This is a genomic window from Curtobacterium flaccumfaciens (assembly GCF_051548005.1).
Lineage (GTDB): Bacteria > Actinomycetota > Actinomycetes > Actinomycetales > Microbacteriaceae > Curtobacterium.
In genome coordinates this window covers 1-18190 of record NZ_JBPUGH010000007.1, presented here as the reverse complement: position 1 = coordinate 18190, position 18190 = coordinate 1, and the positions used below count along the sequence as shown (strand labels likewise).

Annotated in this window: 18 protein-coding genes and 1 pseudogene; 7 read left to right on the top strand and 12 right to left on the bottom strand. The window is 70.8% G+C overall.

Translation table 11 applies throughout. The features are described 5' to 3' along the window. Positions 1-56: 56 nt before the first annotated feature. Positions 57-425, bottom strand: coding sequence for a Sec-independent protein translocase TatB (locus tag ACSW7Y_RS02105; protein WP_438124699.1), 369 nt, complete (start codon positions 423-425; stop codon positions 57-59). A gap of 64 nt (positions 426-489) precedes the next feature. Here ACSW7Y_RS02105 and ACSW7Y_RS02100 point away from each other — a divergent pair, with 64 nt between their 5' ends. Next, positions 490-1122, top strand: a complete 633-nt coding sequence (locus ACSW7Y_RS02100; RefSeq protein WP_058726222.1) for an O-methyltransferase — start codon at positions 490-492, stop codon at positions 1120-1122. Positions 1123-1165: 43 nt separating this feature from the next. Here the strand turns inward: ACSW7Y_RS02100 and ACSW7Y_RS02095 are convergent, their stop codons facing one another. Then, the gene (locus ACSW7Y_RS02095) at positions 1166-1906 is read right to left on the bottom strand and encodes an AAA family ATPase (protein ID WP_438124698.1); all 741 of its coding nucleotides are present in this window, start codon (positions 1904-1906) and stop codon (positions 1166-1168) included. 88 nt (positions 1907-1994) lie between these two features. Then, positions 1995-2165 (bottom strand): DUF3117 domain-containing protein, encoded by a 171-nt coding sequence (locus ACSW7Y_RS02090; RefSeq protein ID WP_017887054.1) that lies wholly within the window; start codon positions 2163-2165, stop codon positions 1995-1997. A 127-nt stretch (positions 2166-2292) separates the two neighbouring features. Here ACSW7Y_RS02090 and ACSW7Y_RS02085 point away from each other — a divergent pair, with 127 nt between their 5' ends. Then, positions 2293-3447: an AI-2E family transporter gene (locus ACSW7Y_RS02085; RefSeq protein ID WP_438124697.1), complete on the top strand. Its 1155-nt coding sequence runs from the start codon at positions 2293-2295 to the stop codon at positions 3445-3447. A gap of 43 nt (positions 3448-3490) precedes the next feature. Here ACSW7Y_RS02085 and ACSW7Y_RS02080 read toward each other — a convergent pair whose 3' ends face one another. Together ACSW7Y_RS02080 and dapE are read right to left on the bottom strand one after the other, a co-directional pair. Next, the gene (locus ACSW7Y_RS02080) at positions 3491-4747 is read right to left on the bottom strand and encodes a hypothetical protein (protein ID WP_438124696.1); all 1257 of its coding nucleotides are present in this window, start codon (positions 4745-4747) and stop codon (positions 3491-3493) included. Next, positions 4732-5814: a succinyl-diaminopimelate desuccinylase gene (dapE, locus tag ACSW7Y_RS02075; RefSeq protein WP_438124695.1), complete on the bottom strand. Its 1083-nt coding sequence runs from the start codon at positions 5812-5814 to the stop codon at positions 4732-4734. The genes ACSW7Y_RS02080 and dapE overlap by 16 nt, the downstream gene beginning before the upstream one ends. 213 nt (positions 5815-6027) lie before the next feature. On the opposite strand from dapE, the gene dapD reads away from it, so the two are divergent. Together dapD and ACSW7Y_RS02065 are read left to right on the top strand one after the other, a co-directional pair. Continuing rightward, positions 6028-6993 (top strand): 2,3,4,5-tetrahydropyridine-2,6-dicarboxylate N-succinyltransferase, encoded by a 966-nt coding sequence (dapD, locus tag ACSW7Y_RS02070; RefSeq protein ID WP_438124694.1) that lies wholly within the window; start codon positions 6028-6030, stop codon positions 6991-6993. Positions 6994-6997: 4 nt separating this feature from the next. Next, positions 6998-7795 carry an alpha/beta hydrolase gene (locus tag ACSW7Y_RS02065; protein ID WP_438124693.1) on the top strand — a complete coding sequence of 266 codons (798 nt, stop codon included), beginning with the start codon at positions 6998-7000 and terminating at the stop codon, positions 7793-7795. Between the two features lie 99 nt (positions 7796-7894). Here the strand turns inward: ACSW7Y_RS02065 and ACSW7Y_RS02060 are convergent, their stop codons facing one another. From ACSW7Y_RS02060 to typA, 7 genes are all read right to left on the bottom strand, one after another. Then, positions 7895-9193, bottom strand: coding sequence for a citrate synthase (locus tag ACSW7Y_RS02060; protein WP_438124718.1), 1299 nt, complete (start codon positions 9191-9193; stop codon positions 7895-7897). A gap of 199 nt (positions 9194-9392) precedes the next feature. Continuing rightward, on the bottom strand, positions 9393-10520 hold the full coding sequence (gene dapC / locus ACSW7Y_RS02055) for a succinyldiaminopimelate transaminase (RefSeq protein WP_438124692.1): 1128 nt from the start codon (positions 10518-10520) through the stop codon (positions 9393-9395). Positions 10521-10533: 13 nt separating this feature from the next. After that, positions 10534-10851 carry a ferredoxin gene (gene fdxA, locus ACSW7Y_RS02050; RefSeq protein WP_071292706.1) on the bottom strand — a complete coding sequence of 106 codons (318 nt, stop codon included), beginning with the start codon at positions 10849-10851 and terminating at the stop codon, positions 10534-10536. 9 nt (positions 10852-10860) lie between these two features. Beyond that, a complete protein-coding gene (locus ACSW7Y_RS02045; protein ID WP_438124691.1) occupies positions 10861-12072 on the bottom strand; it encodes a PIG-L family deacetylase in 1212 nt (403 codons plus the stop codon). 24 nt (positions 12073-12096) lie between these two features. Further along, positions 12097-12639, bottom strand: coding sequence for a hypothetical protein (locus ACSW7Y_RS02040; protein WP_438124690.1), 543 nt, complete (start codon positions 12637-12639; stop codon positions 12097-12099). Between the two features lie 70 nt (positions 12640-12709). Continuing rightward, positions 12710-13903, bottom strand: coding sequence for an amidohydrolase (locus ACSW7Y_RS02035; protein WP_438124689.1), 1194 nt, complete (start codon positions 13901-13903; stop codon positions 12710-12712). A gap of 147 nt (positions 13904-14050) precedes the next feature. Beyond that, complete coding sequence (gene typA / locus ACSW7Y_RS02030; protein WP_438124688.1) at positions 14051-15973, bottom strand: translational GTPase TypA; 1923 nt, start codon at positions 15971-15973, stop codon at positions 14051-14053. Positions 15974-16111: 138 nt separating this feature from the next. Here typA and ACSW7Y_RS02025 point away from each other — a divergent pair, with 138 nt between their 5' ends. The 3 genes and pseudogenes from ACSW7Y_RS02025 to ACSW7Y_RS02015 all read left to right on the top strand — a co-directional run. Next, positions 16112-16861 carry a CPBP family intramembrane glutamic endopeptidase gene (locus ACSW7Y_RS02025; RefSeq protein ID WP_438124687.1) on the top strand — a complete coding sequence of 250 codons (750 nt, stop codon included), beginning with the start codon at positions 16112-16114 and terminating at the stop codon, positions 16859-16861. A gap of 171 nt (positions 16862-17032) precedes the next feature. Next, a complete protein-coding gene (locus ACSW7Y_RS02020; protein WP_438124686.1) occupies positions 17033-17512 on the top strand; it encodes a peroxiredoxin in 480 nt (159 codons plus the stop codon). Between the two features lie 255 nt (positions 17513-17767). Next, a pseudogene (locus tag ACSW7Y_RS02015) lies at positions 17768-18190 on the top strand (hypothetical protein); the annotation flags it as partial.

The following is an 18190-nucleotide window of genomic DNA, read 5'->3' as shown; positions in this document are numbered from 1 at the left end:
GGCACCGCGCCTCCAGTTCGTCTGCCGCTCACCTGACGGGCCGTCGGCCCGCGCGATCAGGTGGCTTCGCTGTCGAAGGGGGCCGCCTCGCCGGCGGCGAGCGGCACCACGGGCGCGGTCGCGCGCACCTTCGATGCGGTGACCTGGGCCGTCTCGACGGCGGCCACGCTGCCCCCGCTGTCGAGGAGGGCGTCACGGATGATCCGCCGAGGGTCGTACTGCCGCGGGTCGAGCTTCTGCCACTCGATGTCGTCGAACTCCGGGCCCATCTCGTCGCGCATCCGCTCCTTCGCGGTGTCGGCGAACCGGCGGACGGCCTTCACGAACTCGGCGAGCTTCGCGGCGTACGCGGGCAAGCGCTGCGGCCCGACGATCAGGACACCGATGATCCCGATGACCAGGAACTTCTCGAAGCCGTCGAACACGGTACGAGCGTAACCCGTCCACCCCACGCATCACCCGTAGAGTTGTCAACCGAACGGAGTGTGCGTGTCAGAGAAAGAGTCGAACTGGAAGTTCGCCGAGGACATCGTCGCCGAGCCCGAGACGATCGCCCGCGCGCGTGAACACTCGTTGGAGCTCGGGGTCGAGGCGATCTCCCCTGCCATCGGCGCGCAGATCAGCGTCATCGCCGCGGCCTCGCGGGCAACGAGCATGATCGAGATCGGCACCGGACTCGGCGTCTCCGGGCTGTACCTGCTCGCCGGAGCACCCGAGGCGACGCTCACCACGATCGACGTCGAGGTGGACCACCAGCAGGCCGCACGTGACGCGTTCATCGCCGCGGGTACCGCTCCGGCCCGCATCCGCCTCATCCCCGGGCGGGCGAACCAGGTGCTCCCGCGGATGAACGAGGCCTCGTACGACGTGGTGCTCGTCGACGCCGACCCGGAGCACGTGATCGAGTACGTCGAGCACGGGCTGCGGCTCGCGCGGCTCGGCGGGACCGTGCTCGTGCCGCACGCGCTGTGGCGTGGGCGGGTCGCGGACCCGGTGAAGCGGGACCGCGCGACGACCGACTTCCGGCTGCTGCTGACCGAGGTGTCGACGTCGGGTGCGGTGCGGAGTGCGCTCTCGCCCGCCGGGGACGGCCTGCTGCAGCTCACCAAGCTCACGGCGTAGCGCCGTTCGTCGGGCGTCTCGCTCGTTCGTCGTCTGGCCTCGGTCAGTCGTCGTCGTCGCGCAGATGGCGCAGGTAGCGCTCCGGCGACTCGAGGAACGACCGCTGGTGCCGCACCAGATCGAGGTCCTCCCACGCCGTCCGACGGAGGCCCCACTCCCCCACCTCGTGGATCGTCGCACCCGGGAACGCCGCGAGCACGGGTGAGTGCGTCGAGAGGATCACCTGCCCGATCCCGCTGTCGACGATGGACTGCAGCAGCCCGATGAGGGCGAGACACCCGGAGAACGACAGCGCCGACTCGGGCTCGTCGAGGATCCAGAGGCCCGGCCACCGCGCGCGGTCGATCACGAAGTCGAGGAAGGACTCGCCGTGGCTGCGCTCGTGGAACCGCGGCTCAGGGCGGCTGAGGTTCGGGTGTTCCTCGAGGTAGGTGAAGAAGCCGTGCATGGTCTCGGCACGCAGGAAGAAGCCACCCCTGGGCGCACCGAAGTCGCGACGCAGGCGGATGTGCTCGCACAGCGTCGACTCCGACGGGCGGGTCGAGTGCTGCGATCCCGTTCCACCGCCTTCCGGCCCCATGCCGAACTGCAGCGCGATCGCCTCGACGATCGTGGACTTGCCGACGCCGTTGTCACCGACGAACACGGTCACGGGGTCGAGGTCGAGCCCCTCGTCGAGCAGCTGCCGGACGGGCGGGAGCGTCGCGGGCCAGACGTCGCGGGGCATCGGGCTCGGGTCGTTGAACTCCTCGACCCGGGTGATCGGCATGTGGGACCTGCGCACGGGAACATCCTGCTCCGTGCCACCGACGGGACGCGACGAAGCCCGGAGCGTACGCGCTCCGGGCTTCGTCGTTCAGTGCTTCGACGGACTAGGCCGAGACGACCTCGGCGAGTGCGTCGTGGAGTTCCTTGGCCTCGGCATCGTTGACCGAGACGACCAGGCGGCCTCCACCCTCGAGCGGAACCCGCACGATGATGAGTCGACCCTCCTTAACAGCCTCCATCGGCCCGTCACCGGTCCTCGGCTTCATGGCTGCCATCAGATGTCCCCTTTCGTGCAGTACATGCCTGCCCATTATCCCGTATCGGAGGGGCAACTGCGAAACCGCCCAGGTTGGGGGTCGCGAAACGCGACGTTCTCGCGGTTCTGCTCCCTAACCTATGCGGATGCCGAACATCCGCTCCATGCTCCGCGGAAGCGATCCCGCACCCATCGACGACGCGGTGCCCGCGGGCATGCGGATCGCGGCGGCGTTCTCGTGGCGCCTGCTCGTCGTCGGCGCGGCGCTGGCCGTGCTGATCCTGCTGGTGATCCTCCTGCAGGACATCATCGTGCCGTTCCTCATCGCACTGCTGCTCTGCGCCCTGCTCGTGCCGATGTCGTCGTTCCTCCGCCGGCACCACTGGCCGAAGTGGCTCGCGATCCTCTCGAGCCTGGTGTCCGTCGTCGTGGCGATCGGCGGACTCGGCCTCATCGTCACGGCGCAGATCCGCTACGACCTGCCCTCGCTCGAGAAGCGCCTGCACGCGAGCATCTCGTCACTGCAGTCGCTGCTCGCCTCGGAGCCGTTCGGCATCACGGCGACCCAGGTCAACAAGTGGATCTCGGACGGTTCGGACTACCTGCAGTCGCACGCATCGTCGATCTTCTCGGGGTTCCTCGCGGCGGGGTCCGGCGCGATCCACGTGTTCGAGGGCCTGTTCATCATCATCTTCACGACCCTGTTCGTCCTGATCGACGGGCCGCGCATCTGGCAGTGGGTCGTGCGCATCTTCCCGCGCCGAGCGCGCGCCCGCCTCGACGTCGCCGGCCACGCGGGGTGGAAGACGCTCACGAGCTTCATCCGCGTCCAGCTGGTCGTGGCGATCACCGACGCTCTCGGCGTGGTGATCGGAGCGCTCATCCTGCAGATCCCGCTGGCGATCCCGATCGGCGTCATCGTGTTCTTCGGCGCGTTCGTGCCGGTGGTCGGCGCCATCGTCGCGGGCATCGTGGCGGTCGTGATCGCGCTCGTCTTCAACGGCTGGGTGCCCGCGCTCATCATGCTCGGCATCATCGTCCTCGTGCAGCAGCTCGAGAGCCACGTCCTGCACCCGTTCCTCACCGGCAGCGCGGTCAAGGTGCACCCGCTCGGCGTCGTGCTCGGGGTCACGGCCGGTACGACGATCGCCGGTGTCGTCGGGGCGTTCTTCGCCGTGCCGTTCATCGCCACGGTGAACGCGATGGTCAACGCCGCCGCGGCATGGCGCCCCGAGGACGGCGTGCCGCTCTCCGACATCGAGCGTATCGAGCGGCACGAAGTGGCGCCGGACGCGGACTAGCGACCCGTACCGGTACCGGAGACGGACGAGCGGCAACCCTCGATCACGGCGGCGTCCAGTCGTAGCCGTCCACCCACCAGTTCGCGTACAACCACACCCACTGCAGCACGAGTGCGACGACGACCAGCACGACTCGGTACACCCGTGACCGCGGCAGCGCCACGACCGCGAGCAGGGGCGCGATCGGCATGAGGATGCGCCACGTGCTCGACTGCGGGAAGAACACCGCGAGCAGGTAGACGACGTACGCCACGACCCACAGACGCAGCTCGAGCCCGACCCGACGTGCCGCCGGCATCCAGACGAGGAACGCGATGGCCGCGAGCCCGAGCGGGATCGCGAGCGCTGCCGGCCAGCCGCCGGGGTACCGCAACCACCACGAGAACCCCTCGACCCACGGCGAGAACGGCAGGAGCTCTCCCCAGCCGACGTAGGACGACCGCCAGGCGAGCTCGGTGTCGGTGTACGCCTTCGGCACTCCGGTGACGGCCCAGGCGATCGCGGGCCAGGCCAACCCCACGAGCCCGGACACGATGGCGAGCACGAGCGGTGGCAGGCCGGAGCGGAGCGTGAGACGGGCGGCCTCGCGGACCCAAGCCGGGCGGAACCACCACACGGCCAGGAACAGCACGAGGAAGAACGCGAACGCCAGCCCGGTCGGCCGGGTCATGCCGAGCAGGAGCACCACCGGCAGCATGGTCCACCAGCGACGGTCCACCGCGAGCAGCAGTGCGACGAAGAGCAGGAAGAGCCCCATCGACTCGGCGTAGGCGACCTGGAACATCACCGAGGTCGGCGCGACGCAGAGCAGCACCGTGGCGAACGTCGCCCGCGGCGCATCGAGGAACCGACCGACGAGCCGACGGAACACGAGCGCCGCCCCGAGGCCCGCCAGGAGGGACACCGTGACCGCCACCGCCTCGAAGGACGCACCGGTCAGCACCATGAGTCCGCGCACGAGGAACGGGTACGCGGGCATGAAGGCCCAGGCGTTCTCGGTGACGTGCCCCGCAGCGTCCACGGGCAGGGTGGACGGGTAGCCACCGGTCGCGATCACCCGGTACCAGGCGCCGTCCCAGATCGCGGCGAACGACAGGTACGACGGATGCTCCGACGTGAAGGAGTTCGCCGACTGCACGGCCGCGAAGCCCTGCATCATCGCGCCGGTCACGATCCGGGCGAGGACGTAGACGACCGTGATCCGTGCCCACCACGGCACCGCTCGGTAGCGGGCGCGCCACCGGACGGCCGGGCTGGACCGTGCGCGGAGGGTCCCGCCGGTCGTCAGGCGGTCAGCCACCGACGGAGGCCGTCCTCGACCGAGGTGATCTGCGCGAGCGGCACCTGCTCGTCGTCGTGGTGCGCGAAGACGGGCTCGCCCGGGCCGTAGTTGACCGCGGGGACGCCCAGCGCGGAGAACCGCGCGACGTCGGTCCAGCCGTACTTCGGTCGCGGAGCCGGACCACCGACCGCGGCGACGAACTCCTGCGCGAGCGGCGCGTCGAGCCCGGGCCGGGCACCGGCGGCGAGGTCGACGATCTGCACGTCGTAGCCGTCGAAGAGCTCGCGGATGTGGGCGACGGCCTCGTCCGCGCTGCGGGACGGTGCGAAGCGGTAGTTCACGTGGACCATGGCCTCGTCCGGGATGACGTTGCCGGCGATGCCACCGGAGATGCCCACGGCGTTGAGCCCCTCGCGGTACTCGAGCCCGTCGACCGTCACCGTTCGCGGCTCGTACGCCGCGAGCGTCGCGAGGATCGGAGCGGCCTTGTGGATCGCGTTGTCGCCGATCCAGCTCCGGGCGCTGTGCGACCGCTTGCCGAACGTGCGGATCTCGGCTCGCAGGTTGCCGTTGCAGCCGCCTTCGATCTGCGCGCCGGACGGCTCCCCGAGGATCGCGAAGTCGCCGGCGAGGAGTTCCGGTCGGGTGCGCGCGAGCCGGCCGAGGCCGTTCAGCGAGTCGCTCACCTCTTCGTGGTCGTAGAAGACCCAGGTCACGTCGTTGGTCGGCTCGGTGAGGTCGTACGCGAGCTTGAGCTGCACCGCGACGCCGGCCTTCATGTCGACCGTGCCGCGACCCCAGAGGATCTCGGTGCCGTCCTCCGCGGTGCGGAACTCGGTGGGCAGGTTGTGGTTCAGCGGCACGGTGTCGATGTGGCCGGCGATGACGACCCGGCGGTCACGACCGAGCTCGGTGCGCGCCACGACCGCGTCACCGTCGCGGACGACGTCGAGGTGCGGCAGCGGGGCGAGCGCTGCCTCGATCGCGTCGGCGAGGGCGCCTTCGTTGCCCGACACCGACTCGATGTCGCAGACGGCGCGGGTGATGTCGATGGACGAGGCGGTGAGGTCGAGCTGCTCCGGCATGCGGGAAGCCTACCGGCCGACCCTTGCCGGCCGCCGTCGAGCCGACCACCTGTGGACCGGGTGCCGTCCGTCCACAGGAGGCGTGCCTCCAGGCCGGTCCGGATGCGCGGAACGCGCGTCCTGCGCAAGCCGGCCGGGAGGCCCGTGGGGCGTCCTCCACAGGCCGTCCGGCCGGACGGTGGTCGCCGCGCGCACCTCGCTACCCTTGTCCACGTGACCGACACGACCGCCTCCGCCCGCCCGACCACCGCCTGGGGCCACGGCCTCGCGACGATCGCCGCCGACGGCACGACGCTCGACACGTGGTACCCGGAGACGCACCTCGGAGCGCGGCCGTCCGACGCCGCCTTCCCCGAGGAACTGCTGGCGCACGTCGGCGACGACCCGCGACGGGCCGTCCGGATCGAGGCGGTCACCACCGAGGTCACGATCGACGCCGCACCGACGAGCACGCCGGACGCGTACCTGCGACTGCACCTCCTCAGCCACCTGCACGTCCGCCCGAACGAGGTGAACCTCGACGGCGTCTTCGCGCACCTGCCGATCGTCGCGTGGACGAACGCCGGTCCCGTCGCCCCCGCTGACCTCACACGCCTGCGCCCAGCCCTCCAGCGGGCGGGCATCGCGGTGCACGCGATCGACAAGTTCCCTCGGCTGGTCGACTACGTCGTCCCGGACCGGGTGCGCATCGGCGACGCGAACCGTGTCCGTCTCGGCGCACACCTCGCGCCCGGCACCACCGTCATGCACGAGGGCTTCGTGAACTTCAACGCCGGCACCCTCGGCGACGCGATGATCGAGGGGCGCGTGTCCCAGGGCGTCGTCGTCGGCGACGGCACGGACATCGGCGGCGGAGCCTCCATCATGGGCACGCTCTCGGGCGGGGGAACGCACCGGGTGTCGCTCGGCGCGCGGGCGCTGCTCGGCGCCAACGCCGGGCTCGGGATCTCCCTCGGCGACGACTCCGTGGTCGAGGCCGGACTCTACGTGACCGCCGGCACCAAGGTCGTCCTCGTCGGAGCGGCGCCGAACCCGGACGGCACCCCGAAGACCGTCAAGGCCGCGGAGCTCTCGGGCACGCCGAACATCCTCTTCCGGCGCAACTCGGTCACCGGCGCGGTCGAGGCCCTGCAGCGCCAGGGCCAGGGCATCCAGCTCAACACCGCCCTGCACGCGTAGGACGGTGCCTCCGGAAGCGACCATCGCGGGCCCGCACGGTCCGGTCCCGGTCCGGCGCTACGGGTCGGGTTCCGCCGTCACGCTCGTCTGGCTGCACGGCGGCGGGTTCTTCCGCGGCGACCTCGACCTCCCGGAGTCGCACGCGGTGGCGACGACCCTGGCGGACCGCGGGATCGACGTGTTGGCGGTCGACTACCGTCTCGCACCCGTACCCGGCCTGCCGTTCCTCGGACGCCGCGGTCCCCGCGGCCGACGACGACACCCGGCTGCGGCCGACGACGTGCGCGCCGTGCTCGAGGCCGTCCGCGACCGTGACCGAGGACCGCTCCTGCTCGGCGGCGCGAGCGCCGGAGCGTGCCTCGCCGCGGCCGTCACCCGGACGCTGCCCGCGGAGTCCCGACCCGACGGCCTCTTCCTGGCCTACGGCTTCTTCCACGCCCGCACCCCGCGCGACGCCGCCATCACCGGATCCGTCCGGGGGCACCGTCGACTGACCCACCACCCAGCCATGCTCGACCGGGCGAACCAGAACCTCGTCGGACGCGGGGCCCCGACGGAGACCGCGTTCCCCGGCGGGCAGGACCTGTCAGTGTTCCCGCCCGTCCTGATGGTGGACGCCGAGTACGACACCATGCGGTCGTCTGGCGACCGGTTCGCGCTGGAACTACGGACCGCCGCTGTCGACGTCGAACGACACGTCCTGCCGGGTACTCGGCACGCGTTCCTCAACCGTCCGGGCACGCCGGACTCGGACACCACGCTCGACCTCGCGACGAAGTGGGCGCTGTCGTTCCGCGTGTGAGGAACCAGGTGCCGGACACAGCACCGCGGAGCGTCGTGGTGCTGTGTCCGGAACCTGGTTCCGGCAGCGCCGGCAGCGCCGGCAGCGCCGCCCCGCCCGTCAGCGCGCCGGCAGGTCGCGCTCGGGGTACCCCACGTACAGCTGCTGCGGACGCCCGATCTTGTTCAGCGGGTCGTTGTTGAGCTCACGCCACTGCGCGATCCACCCCGGCAGCCGCCCGATCGCGAACAGCACGGTGAACATCCGCGGCGGGAAGCCCATCGCCTTGTAGATGATGCCCGTGTAGAAGTCGACGTTCGGGTAGAGCTTGCGGCTGACGAAGTACTCGTCCTCGAGCGCGATCCCCTCGAGCTCCATCGCGATGTCGAGCAGGTCGTCCTGCACGCCGAGCGCCTCGAGCACCTCGTGCGCGGACTCCTTCACGAGCTTGGCGCGCGGGTCGTAGTTCTTGTAGACGCGGTGCCCGAAGCCCATGAGCTTCACGCCGCGCTCCTTGTTCTTCACCCGCTCGACGAAGCGCGACACCGGCTCGCCGGAGTCCTTGATCTGCTGCAGCATCTCGAGCACGGCCTCGTTCGCGCCGCCGTGGAGCGGACCGTAGAGCGCGTTGATGCCGGCCGAGATCGACGCGAACATGTTCGCCTTCGTGGAGCCGACGAGCCGGACGGTCGCGGTGGAGGCGTTCTGCTCGTGGTCCTCGTGCAGGATGAGCAGCCGTTCGAGTGCCTTGGAGAGCACCGGGTTCGGCTGGTAGGTCTCGGCCATGGTGCCGAAGTTCAGCCGGAGGAAGTTGTCGACGAACGACAGCGAGTTGTCCGGGTACAGGAACGCCTGTCCGATCGACTTCTTGTGCGCGTACGCGGCGATGACCGGGAGCTTCGCGAGCAGCCGCACGGTCTGCAGCTCGACCTTCTCCGGATCGTCGACGCTCATGTCGTCCTCGTAGTAGGTCGACAGGGCACTCACGGCGCTCGAGAGGACCGACATCGGGTGCGCCGAGTGCGGGAGGGCGTCGAAGAGGCGACGGAGGTCCTCGTGCAGCAGCGTGTGGCGGCGGATGCGCGCGTCGAAGGACTCGAGCTCGGCAGCCGTCGGCAGCTCGCCGTAGATGAGCAGCCATGCGACCTCGAGGAACGTGCAGTTCGACGCGACCTGGTCGATCGGGTAGCCCCGGTAGCGCAGGATCCCCTGGTCGCCGTCGATGTACGTGATCGCGCTCTTCGTCGAGCCGGTGTTCACGAAGCCGTAGTCGAGGGTGTTCATCCCCGTCTGCTTCTTGAAGGTCGAGATGTCCACTGCGGACGCGCCGTCGACGCTCGGCAGGATCGGGAACTCCGCCGAGCCACCCGGGTACGTCAGCGTCGCGGTCTCGGTCTGCTGCTCCGCAGCCGGGCTCACGGGGACGGGCGTGGTGGGCGGTGTGGCCGTCTTCTGAGCGTCGTTGGCAGTGTCAGTCACGGTGACAGCCTAATCGCGCTCACTGTCGGTCGTGCACACTCCCGCGCTCCGGGATTGGTGGGAACCACGGATTGCGCTGACAGCGCACCACGTGGTGCCGACCGGCCGGGAGGCACGACACGCGCCCGTCGGACACCGTTCAGTCCACGGACACCCGGCTCGTGCGGCGCGCGCTCGCGAGCCGCTGCGCAGCCGCGGCGATGCGTTCGTCGGTGGCCGTGAGCGCCACGCGGACGTGCTGCGCCCCGGCGGGACCGTAGAACGTCCCGGGGGCGACGAGGATCCCGCGGTCTGCGAGCCACGCGACGGTGTCGAGTGCCGGCTCACCGCGGGTGGCCCAGAGGTACAGGCCGGCCTCGCTGTGGTCGACCCGGAACCCCGCGCCGTCGAGTGCCCGTCGGAGCATGTTCCGCCGCGCCCTGTACCGGGACTTCTGCTGCTGCACGTGGGTCTCGTCCTCGAGCGCGACGATCATGGCCTGCTGCACCGGCAGCGGCGGCATCATGCCGGTGTGCTTGCGGACCGCGAGGACCTCGGCGAGCAGCTCGGCGTCGCCGGCCACGAACGCGGCACGGTAGCCGGCGAGGTTCGACTGCTTCGAGAGCGAGTACACGCTGAGCACGCCCGAGACCGAGTCGCCCACGACGCGCGGGTCGAGGATGGTCGGGGTGGGCGCCGAGTCGTACGGCGCCTCCCAGCCGAGTTCGGCGTAGCACTCGTCACCCACGATGACGGCGCCGAGCTCGCGGGCACGTTCGACCGCGACACGGAGCTGCTCGATCGACAGGACACGGCCGTCGGGGTTGCCCGGGGAGTTCAACCAGACGAGCTTCGTCGTGTCCGGCCAGGCAGCGGGGTCGTCGGAGGCGAGCGCGGTCGCGCCGACGAGGGCGGCCCCGAGCTCGTACGTCGGGTAGGCGGCCTCGGGGAACACGACGGTGTCGCCCTGCCCGATGCCGAGCCAGAGCGCGAGCCCGGCGATGAACTCCTTCGAGCCGATCGTCGGCAGGACCTGCTCGGCCGTGAGCGTCACACCCTGCCGACGGCCGTACCAGGCGGCGATCGCTTCGCGCAGGGCGGGGGTGCCGGCGACCTGCGGGTAGGCGTGCGCATCGGTGGCCTCGGCGAGGGCACGGCGGACGAGCTCCGGTGTCGGGTCGACGGGCGAGCCGACGCTGAGGTCGACGATTCCGCCCTCGACGGCCGCTGCGCGCTGCTTGAACGGGACGAGCTGGTCCCAGGGGAAGTCGGGAAGGTCGAGCGCCACGTGCGGGTCCGGGTCAGCCGCGCGGGGGCTCGGCCAGGACGACCGGGTGGTCCTTGTGGATCACACCGACCTTGGCGGCGCCGCCGGGCGAGCCGACCTCTTCGAAGAACTCGACGTTGGCCTTGTAGTAGTCGGCCCACTCCTCGGGGAGGTCGTCCTCGTAGTAGATGGCCTCGACCGGGCAGACCGGCTCGCAGGCACCGCAGTCGACGCACTCGTCCGGGTGGATGTACAGCGAGCGGTCGCCCTCGTAGATGCAGTCGACCGGGCACTCGTCGATGCAGGCGCGGTCCTTGACGTCCACACAGGGCTGAGCGATCACGTACGTCACGGTTCGATCCTACTCGCGGCGCTGGGCGGATCCGGACAGCCCGGCGGTCGCCCCCGCCGATCCGGCACCGGTTCCGACCGGACGACGCCTGTTGCCGAAGTCCGGCCAGACGAGCACGACGAACGCGACGGCCGTGGGAGCGATCATCCACGTGTAGCCCGCGGCGTTCGCGAGCACGAGCTGGAGCAGGAACGTCGTCGCGAGCGCGATGCCGAGCCAGATGGCGACGACGAGCACCCGCGAGCGGTACAGCAGCCGGATGCCGGCGAGCAGTCCGACCACGACGAGCGTCGGCAGGAAGATGCCGATCGGGAACGTGCCGATCGTCTGCTGGTGGGTCACGGAGCCGAGTCCGCCCGCGACGAGTCCGAGCACGAACGACACCACGACCGCGGTGGCCTTGCCCTGCGGGGAGAACTCCGCGAAGGTCTGCGGCGCCGGCGGGACCGGGTCGGCGTCGTGGCGGAAGGCCTCGACGGCGGGTGCGTGCTGCCGTTCACCGTGGGGCATCACCCACGAGAGCGCGATCGGGTCGGACGGGTCGACCGGGTCCACCGTCAGCTGCGAGCGGTACTGCTCGAGCGCCGCACGGACCCGGGCCCGCACCGGGACGACGTCGACGGTCAGGTCGGCCTGCCCGGAGTCGGCTGCGACGATCATCGAGAACGGGACCTCCTCGGCACGTGCGGCGTACCGGGCCGCGTGGTGCACCCGCACGTGGTCTGGGTGCCCGTAGCCACCGTCGTCCGCGTAGCTCACGACGGCGTCGGCCATCGTCGACCGGATCGCGGCCCGGACGTCGTCCACGACCTCGCCGAGGTCGGCCATCGTGAGCGAGTCCGCCGGGGCGTCGGCGGCGGCCGTCGCGCGTCCGTCCGGGCCCCACTGCATCCCCGAGTCGGCGTACCGGCGCTCGGGCAGGTCGGTCGGGCGCGCTCCCGCTCCCCCGAGCCAGAGGTGCGCCGGCCCGCCGAGTGCGGCCAGCGCCGCGGCGATCTCGGTCTCGCGGTGAGCGGCGACGCGCGGGCCGTCACCCTCGAGTGGTGCGAGCTCGGCGGTGAGCATCTCGCCCCGCTCGCCCCGGGTCGCGGTGAGGACGGTGACCTCGGCGCCGAGCTCCAGCAGGGTGGCGATCGTCCCGCCCGACACGAGGGTCTCGTCGTCTGGGTGGGCGTGCACGAACAGGACGCGCTCTGGGCGGGTGACGGGGGCCTGGGACATCGGTGCCCAGCGTACGGGACCGGCCTAGCGCGAGGTCACGATGTAGGTCGCCGTGACCCCGGCGGCGGTCTTCGCGAGGGTCAGGACGACGCGGTACCCGTCGCTCCGGAACAGCCCGAACGCGCTCGACCCGTCCGCCCGCTTCACCGACTCCGTGTAGCCGGCATGCGTCAGGGCGTCGGCCGCGGCCTGGAACTCGTCGACCGACCCGACCCGGACCTGGGCGACCCAGCCGGAGCCGTCCGGGCCCGACCCGCCGCCGAGGACGGTCCCGTCGACGAGCGGCACGTCCTTCGTCGGGAAGCCGTCGGGCAGCTGCCCGTCCGAGGTCACCTTCGCGCCCTTGAGCGCCGTGTCGAGCGCACCGTCGATGCCGCCCGCGACCGACGCCATGCCGTCCTGGATCGCCTTGCCGTCGATCCCCTGGACCGCGTTCGACACGTCCGAGGCGATCGACGAGCCGAGATCGGTGGCCTGTCGGACCGAGTCGGAGGAGCAGCCGCTCAGCCCGGCGAGGGCGATGCCGGCGGCGACGGCGGCGATGAGGGTGCGGGTCGGGGTGCGCATGCGCAGCACCCTAGATGGTCGGACGGGAGGCCCGGCGGACGTTCGCTGTGAACCTCCCGTCCGGCAGCGGTCAGACCAGGTACGCGCGCGCCGCGGCCACGGCCGCGTCCACGCCGACCGGGATCGATGTCTCGGCCTGCGGTGCGTAGAAGGGCGAGTGGTTGCTCGGGATCTCCTGCCCGGTGCGGAACAGCTCGGGGTCGGTGATGCCGGTGAACCAGTAGACGATCGGGACACCCGCGGCGGTCGCGAGCTGGCCGACGTCCTCCGACGCCATCGCCAGACCGGACTCGAGGTCGACGGCGTTCGGCACGGCTGCACGCACGGCGGCGAGGACCGTCGCGGCCTGCTCCGGGTCGTTCACGAGCACGTCGGCACCCGGCGCGCGCTCGATGGTCGGCTCGGGCAGCCCACCCGCCTCGCTCTCGGCGCGGACGATCCGCTCGATCGACGCGATGATCCGGCCGCGGGTCTCCTCGTTGCGGGCGCGCGTGGAGATCTCGATGACCGCCTGGTCGGGGATGATGTTGGCTCGCGTCCCCGCGTGGAACGAGCCGACCGTGACGACGCCCGCATCGCTCGGGGCGACCTCGCGCGAGACGACGGTCTGCAGCCGGACGACGGCCGAGGCCGCGGTCACGACCGGGTCGAGGGAGGCCTGCGGCGCCGAACCGTGGGCACCACGGCCGTTGAACGTCACGGTCAGCCGGTCGCTCGACGCCATCACCGGACCGGAGCCGACGGCGACGGTGCCGACCGGGGCTGGAGCGGAGTGCTGGCCGAGGACGACGTCCGGCTTCGGGAAGCGTTCGACGAGCCCGTCGTCGATCATCGCGCGGGCGCCGGAGATCACCTCTTCCGCCGGTTGGAAGACGCCGACGACCGTGCCGTGCCACTCGTCGGTGGTCGCCACGAGCCGCTCGAGCGTGCCGAGGAGCCAGGTCACGTGGATGTCGTGCCCGCAGGCGTGCATGGTCGCGACCGTGGCGCCGGACTCGTCCTGCCCGGTGTGCTCGCTCGCGTAGGGCAGACCGGTGCGCTCCTGCACGGGCAGCCCGTCCATGTCGGCGCGCAGCCAGATCGTCGGGCCCTCGCCGTTGCGGAGGACGGCGACGACGCCGGTCCTGCCGACGCCCGTCGTGACCTCGACACCGGACAGCTCCGCGAGCCGCTCGGCGATCACCCCCGCGGTCCGGTGCTCCTGGAAGCCGAGCTCCGGGTGTGCGTGGAGGTCCTGGTAGATGGCAAGCAGATCGAACGTCACGCAGACCACCGTACAACCGCGCCGTGACACGACCGCGGCCCGGCCACCTCGACGAGGTGACCGGGCCGACGGACGGAGGTCGCGCCTCCAGGCTGGGGCTTCCCCCGCCGAGGCGACGTGCCGACGCGACGCGCCGACGCGACGTGCTCACGCGTCCTGGCGCTTGAGGCGGGCGTACGCGCGCTGGCGCGCCTGCGCGTCCAGCTCGACCTTGCGGATGCGGACGGCGTCGGGGGTGACCTCGACGCACTCGTCCTCGCGGGCGAACTCGAGGCACTCCTCGAGCGACAGCTGCCGCGACGGGGTCATCGACTCGAAGGTGTCGGCCGTCGACGAACGCATGTTCGTCAGCTTCTTCTCCTTCGTGATGTTCACGTCCATGTCGTCGGCGCGCGAGTTCTCGCCGATGACCATGCCCTCGTAGACCTCTTCCGTCGGGTTGACGAAGAACGTCATCCGCTCCTGGAGGTTCGTGATGGCGAACGGCGTGACGACACCGGAGCGGTCGGACACGATCGAGCCGTTGATGCGGGTCTGGATCGGGCCGGCCCACTCGCCGTAGCCGTGCGAGATCGCGTTGGCGATGCCGGTGCCGCGGGTCTCGGTGAGGAACGACGTGCGGAAGCCGATGAGGCCACGCGACGGGACGATGAACTCCATGCGGATCCACCCGGTGCCGTGGTTCACCATGTTCTCCATGCGACCCTTGCGGGCGGCCATGAGCTGGGTGATGGCGCCGAGGTGCTCCTCCGGCGTGTCGATCGTCATGTGCTCGTACGGCTCGAGGAGCTTGCCGTTCTCGTCGCGCTTCGTGACGACCTGCGGCTTGCCGACCGTGAGCTCGTAACCCTCGCGACGCATCTGCTCGACGAGGATGGCGAGCGCGAGCTCACCACGACCCTGGACCTCCCACGCGTCGGGGCGGCCGATGTCCTGGACCTTGAGCGAGACGTTGCCGACGAGCTCGCGGTCGAGGCGGTCCTTGACCATGCGGGCGGTGAGCTTGTGGCCCTTGACCTTGCCGACGAGCGGGCTGGTGTTCGTGCCGATCGTCATCGAGATCGCCGGGTCGTCGACCGTGATGGTCGGCAGCGGTCGGACGTCCTCGGGGTCGGTCAGGGTCTCACCGATCGTGATGTCCTCGAAGCCGGCGACGGCGACGATGTCACCGGGGCCCGCGGACTCGGCCGGGTAGCGGTCGAGCGCCTTGGTGATGAGGAGCTCCGTGATGCGGGCGTTGACGACGCTGCCGTCGTGCTTCACCCAGGCCACGGTCTGGCCCTTCTTCATGGTGCCGTGGAAGATGCGGAGCAGCGCGAGGCGGCCGAGGAACGGCGACGCGTCGAGGTTCGTGACGTGCGCCTGCAGCGGGTGCTCGTCGTCGTAGGTCGGGGCCGGCACGTGCTGGAGGATCGCCTCGAACAGCGGCTCGAGGTCGTCGTTGTCCGGCAGGCTGCCGTCCTCCGGCTTGTTGCGCGACGCCGCACCGGCACGACCCGAGGCGTACACCACGGGGACGTCGAGGATGGCGTCGAGGTCGAGGTCGTCGACCTCGTCCGAGAGGTCGGAGGCCAGGCCGAGCAGGAGGTCCTGCGACTCGGAGACGACCTCGTCGATGCGGGAGTCCGGGCGGTCCGTCTTGTTGACGAGGAGGATCACCGGGAGCTTGGCCGCGAGGGCCTTGCGGAGCACGAAGCGGGTCTGGGGCAGCGGGCCCTCGGACGCGTCGACGAGCAGCACGACGCCGTCGACCATCGAGAGGCCGCGCTCGACCTCACCGCCGAAGTCGGCGTGGCCGGGGGTGTCGATCACGTTGATCGTGATGCGACCGCCCGGGTTGAACTCCTCGGCGTGCTCCCCGTTGTAGAGCACCGAGGTGTTCTTCGCGAGGATGGTGATGCCCTTCTCGCGCTCGAGGTCGTTCGAGTCCATCATCCGGTCTTCGCCCTCGAAGTGGGCGTCGAACGAGTTGGTCTGCGTGAGCATCGCGTCGACGAGGGTGGTCTTGCCGTGGTCGACGTGTGCCACGATGGCGACGTTGCGCAGGTCGGACCGGGTGGCGAGCGCCATACAGGACATCCTTTGGTGTTCGGAAGAAGATCGGGCGGCCGACGGCGGCGCGTGCGCCGTGGTGGCACTGCCCGGAGGTGGGCAGAACGCCCGACACGCCAGTCTACCGGTAGTTCGCAACCAGCAGGAGTACAGACCATGAGCCGACGGCGAACGTGGACCGAGATCACGATCGTCCTCATGCTGTCGCTCGGCGGCAGCGCGCTGTACTCGATCCTGCAGATCATCGACGACCTGTCGCAGACGACCCCGCTCGGGCAGCAGTCCACCGCGCTCAACCAGTCGACGACCACCGTGCAGTACGTCGACCTCGCACGGCAGCTCGTCGGCATCGCGGTCGACCTCGCTCCGGTCGCGCTCGTCTGCTACCTCCTCTGGAGCACCAGCCGTCCGCACCTGTCGCGCCTCGGCATCGACCGGTTCCGGGTGCGGCCGGACCTCGGTGGCGCGGCCCTCATCGCACTGTGCATCGGCATCCCCGGGCTCGCCCTCTACTTCACCGGCAGGGCGCTCGGCTTCACCGTGAACGTCGACCCCGCAGCGCTCGACTCCTACTGGTGGACGATCCCGGTCCTGCTGCTCTCGGCGGTCCGGTCGGGGCTGCAGGAGGAGGTGATCGTCATCGGCTACCTCTACGAGCGCCTCGGCGGGCTCGGGTGGGGGCGGTGGCAGGTCATCCTCAGCACGGCCGTCCTGCGCGGCAGCTACCACCTCTACCAAGGGTTCGGCGCGTTCGTCGGCAACGCGGTGATGGGGATCGTGTTCGGCTGGATCTACACGAAGTGGGGCAGGCTCCTCCCCCTCGTCATCACGCACTGCCTGCTCGACGCCGTCGTGTTCGTCGGCTACCCGTGGGTGGCGGCCGCGTTCCCGCAGCTCTTCCGGTGACGGCGCCACACCGACGCCCCGGGCGACCGACCGGACGATGCGTTCCGTGCACTGCCCCCAGTCCGGGCGTCAGCGACCTCACGGACACCGTGCACCCCACTCCTGGAGACGCACAGCAGATCCACAGCGCTCCGCGGACAGCCGCGTCGACGCCGGCCGTACCGTGAGCACATGAGCATCCCCGAGGTCGGCGAACCCGCACCGGCGTTCAGCCTGGCCGGCACCGTCGTGCGCGACGGGAAGCGCACCGACGGCGTCTACGACCTCTCGTCGCAGATCGGCCGCACCGTGGTGCTCGCCTTCTACCCGGGTGACGCCACCCCGGTGTGCAGTGCGCAGCTGTGCAGCTACCAGGAGGAACTCGACGACTTCGACGACCTCGGCGCCGTCGTGTGGGGCATCAGCCCGCAGGCACTCGACTCCCACGAGGCCTTCGCCCGCGGCTCCTCGCTGACCTTCCCGCTGTTGAGCGACCCGTCCGGTGCGGTCGTCCGGTCCTACGGCGTCCGCGCCCCGGGCATCGGCCTCCGACGGTCGGTGTTCGTCATCGGACCGGACGGCATCGTGCGCTGGCGGCACATCGGCCTCGTCGGCCTGCGCTTCCCGAAGGCCGAGGTCATCCGCGAACAGATCGAGCAACTCGTCCTGTGACGGCGTGTCGATCTCCGGAATCTCCCAGCCTGGGGTATTGACACCCGAACGGGGGTGCGGGGACCATTGGTGGAACGAGAGGTCCACGTAGGACTCGCCTCCCCGGAGAATCGGGTCGTCCGGAGATACGCGCCGGTGTGTCACACCCGCTCCCCGGACGTCTCCGGGGAGGCACTCTCGGAACACACGATCTCCGGACGCCACAGATGGTCACCAGGGGTCGGCACTCTCGGAACACTCTCCTACGCTGTGTGCGTGACCGTCATCGTCGCGCCCGGGATGCGCCTGCTCGCCGTCGTGCTCTGGGCGGCCTCCGTCGCGCTCGTCCCCCTCGCCCTCGTCGGCGACGGGTCGCCCTGGCTCGCCCCGATCCCGAGCGTGTTCATCGCGTTCCTCGCGTGGGCCGTGCTGTGGCGCCCCCGCATCGAACTCACGCCCGACGCGCTCCGCATCGTCGACGTCCGCCGCACCAGCAGCTACGCCTGGCGCCGCGTCACCGAGGTCCGCACGAAGTACGGCCTCGAGGTCGTCTCCAGCGAGGGCGTCCGCCGCACCTGGATCGCGACGCGGCCGACGGCCCGCCTCGCGGCACACCGGCCGGGAGGCACGGCGCGGCTCACCGTCGACGCCGCGGCCGACGAGGTGCGCGCGATGGTGCCCGTGGCGGCGGCGCAGGAC

Excerpts from the sequence above, each read along its gene's own strand:
- ACSW7Y_RS02045 (WP_438124691.1), bottom strand. The coding sequence starts at position 12,072 with ATGTCCCAGGCCCCCGTCACCCGCCCAGAGCGCGTCCTGTTCGTGCAC.
- ACSW7Y_RS02025 (WP_438124687.1), top strand. The coding sequence starts at position 16,112 with ATGAGCCGACGGCGAACGTGGACCGAGATCACGATCGTCCTCATGCTG.
- ACSW7Y_RS02020 (WP_438124686.1), top strand. The coding sequence starts at position 17,033 with ATGAGCATCCCCGAGGTCGGCGAACCCGCACCGGCGTTCAGCCTGGCC.
- typA (WP_438124688.1), bottom strand. The coding sequence starts at position 15,973 with ATGGCGCTCGCCACCCGGTCCGACCTGCGCAACGTCGCCATCGTGGCA.
- ACSW7Y_RS02090 (WP_017887054.1), bottom strand. The coding sequence starts at position 2,165 with ATGGCAGCCATGAAGCCGAGGACCGGTGACGGGCCGATGGAGGCTGTT.
- ACSW7Y_RS02040 (WP_438124690.1), bottom strand. The coding sequence starts at position 12,639 with ATGCGCACCCCGACCCGCACCCTCATCGCCGCCGTCGCCGCCGGCATC.
- ACSW7Y_RS02085 (WP_438124697.1), top strand. The coding sequence starts at position 2,293 with ATGCCGAACATCCGCTCCATGCTCCGCGGAAGCGATCCCGCACCCATC.
- dapE (WP_438124695.1), bottom strand. The coding sequence starts at position 5,814 with ATGCCGGAGCAGCTCGACCTCACCGCCTCGTCCATCGACATCACCCGC.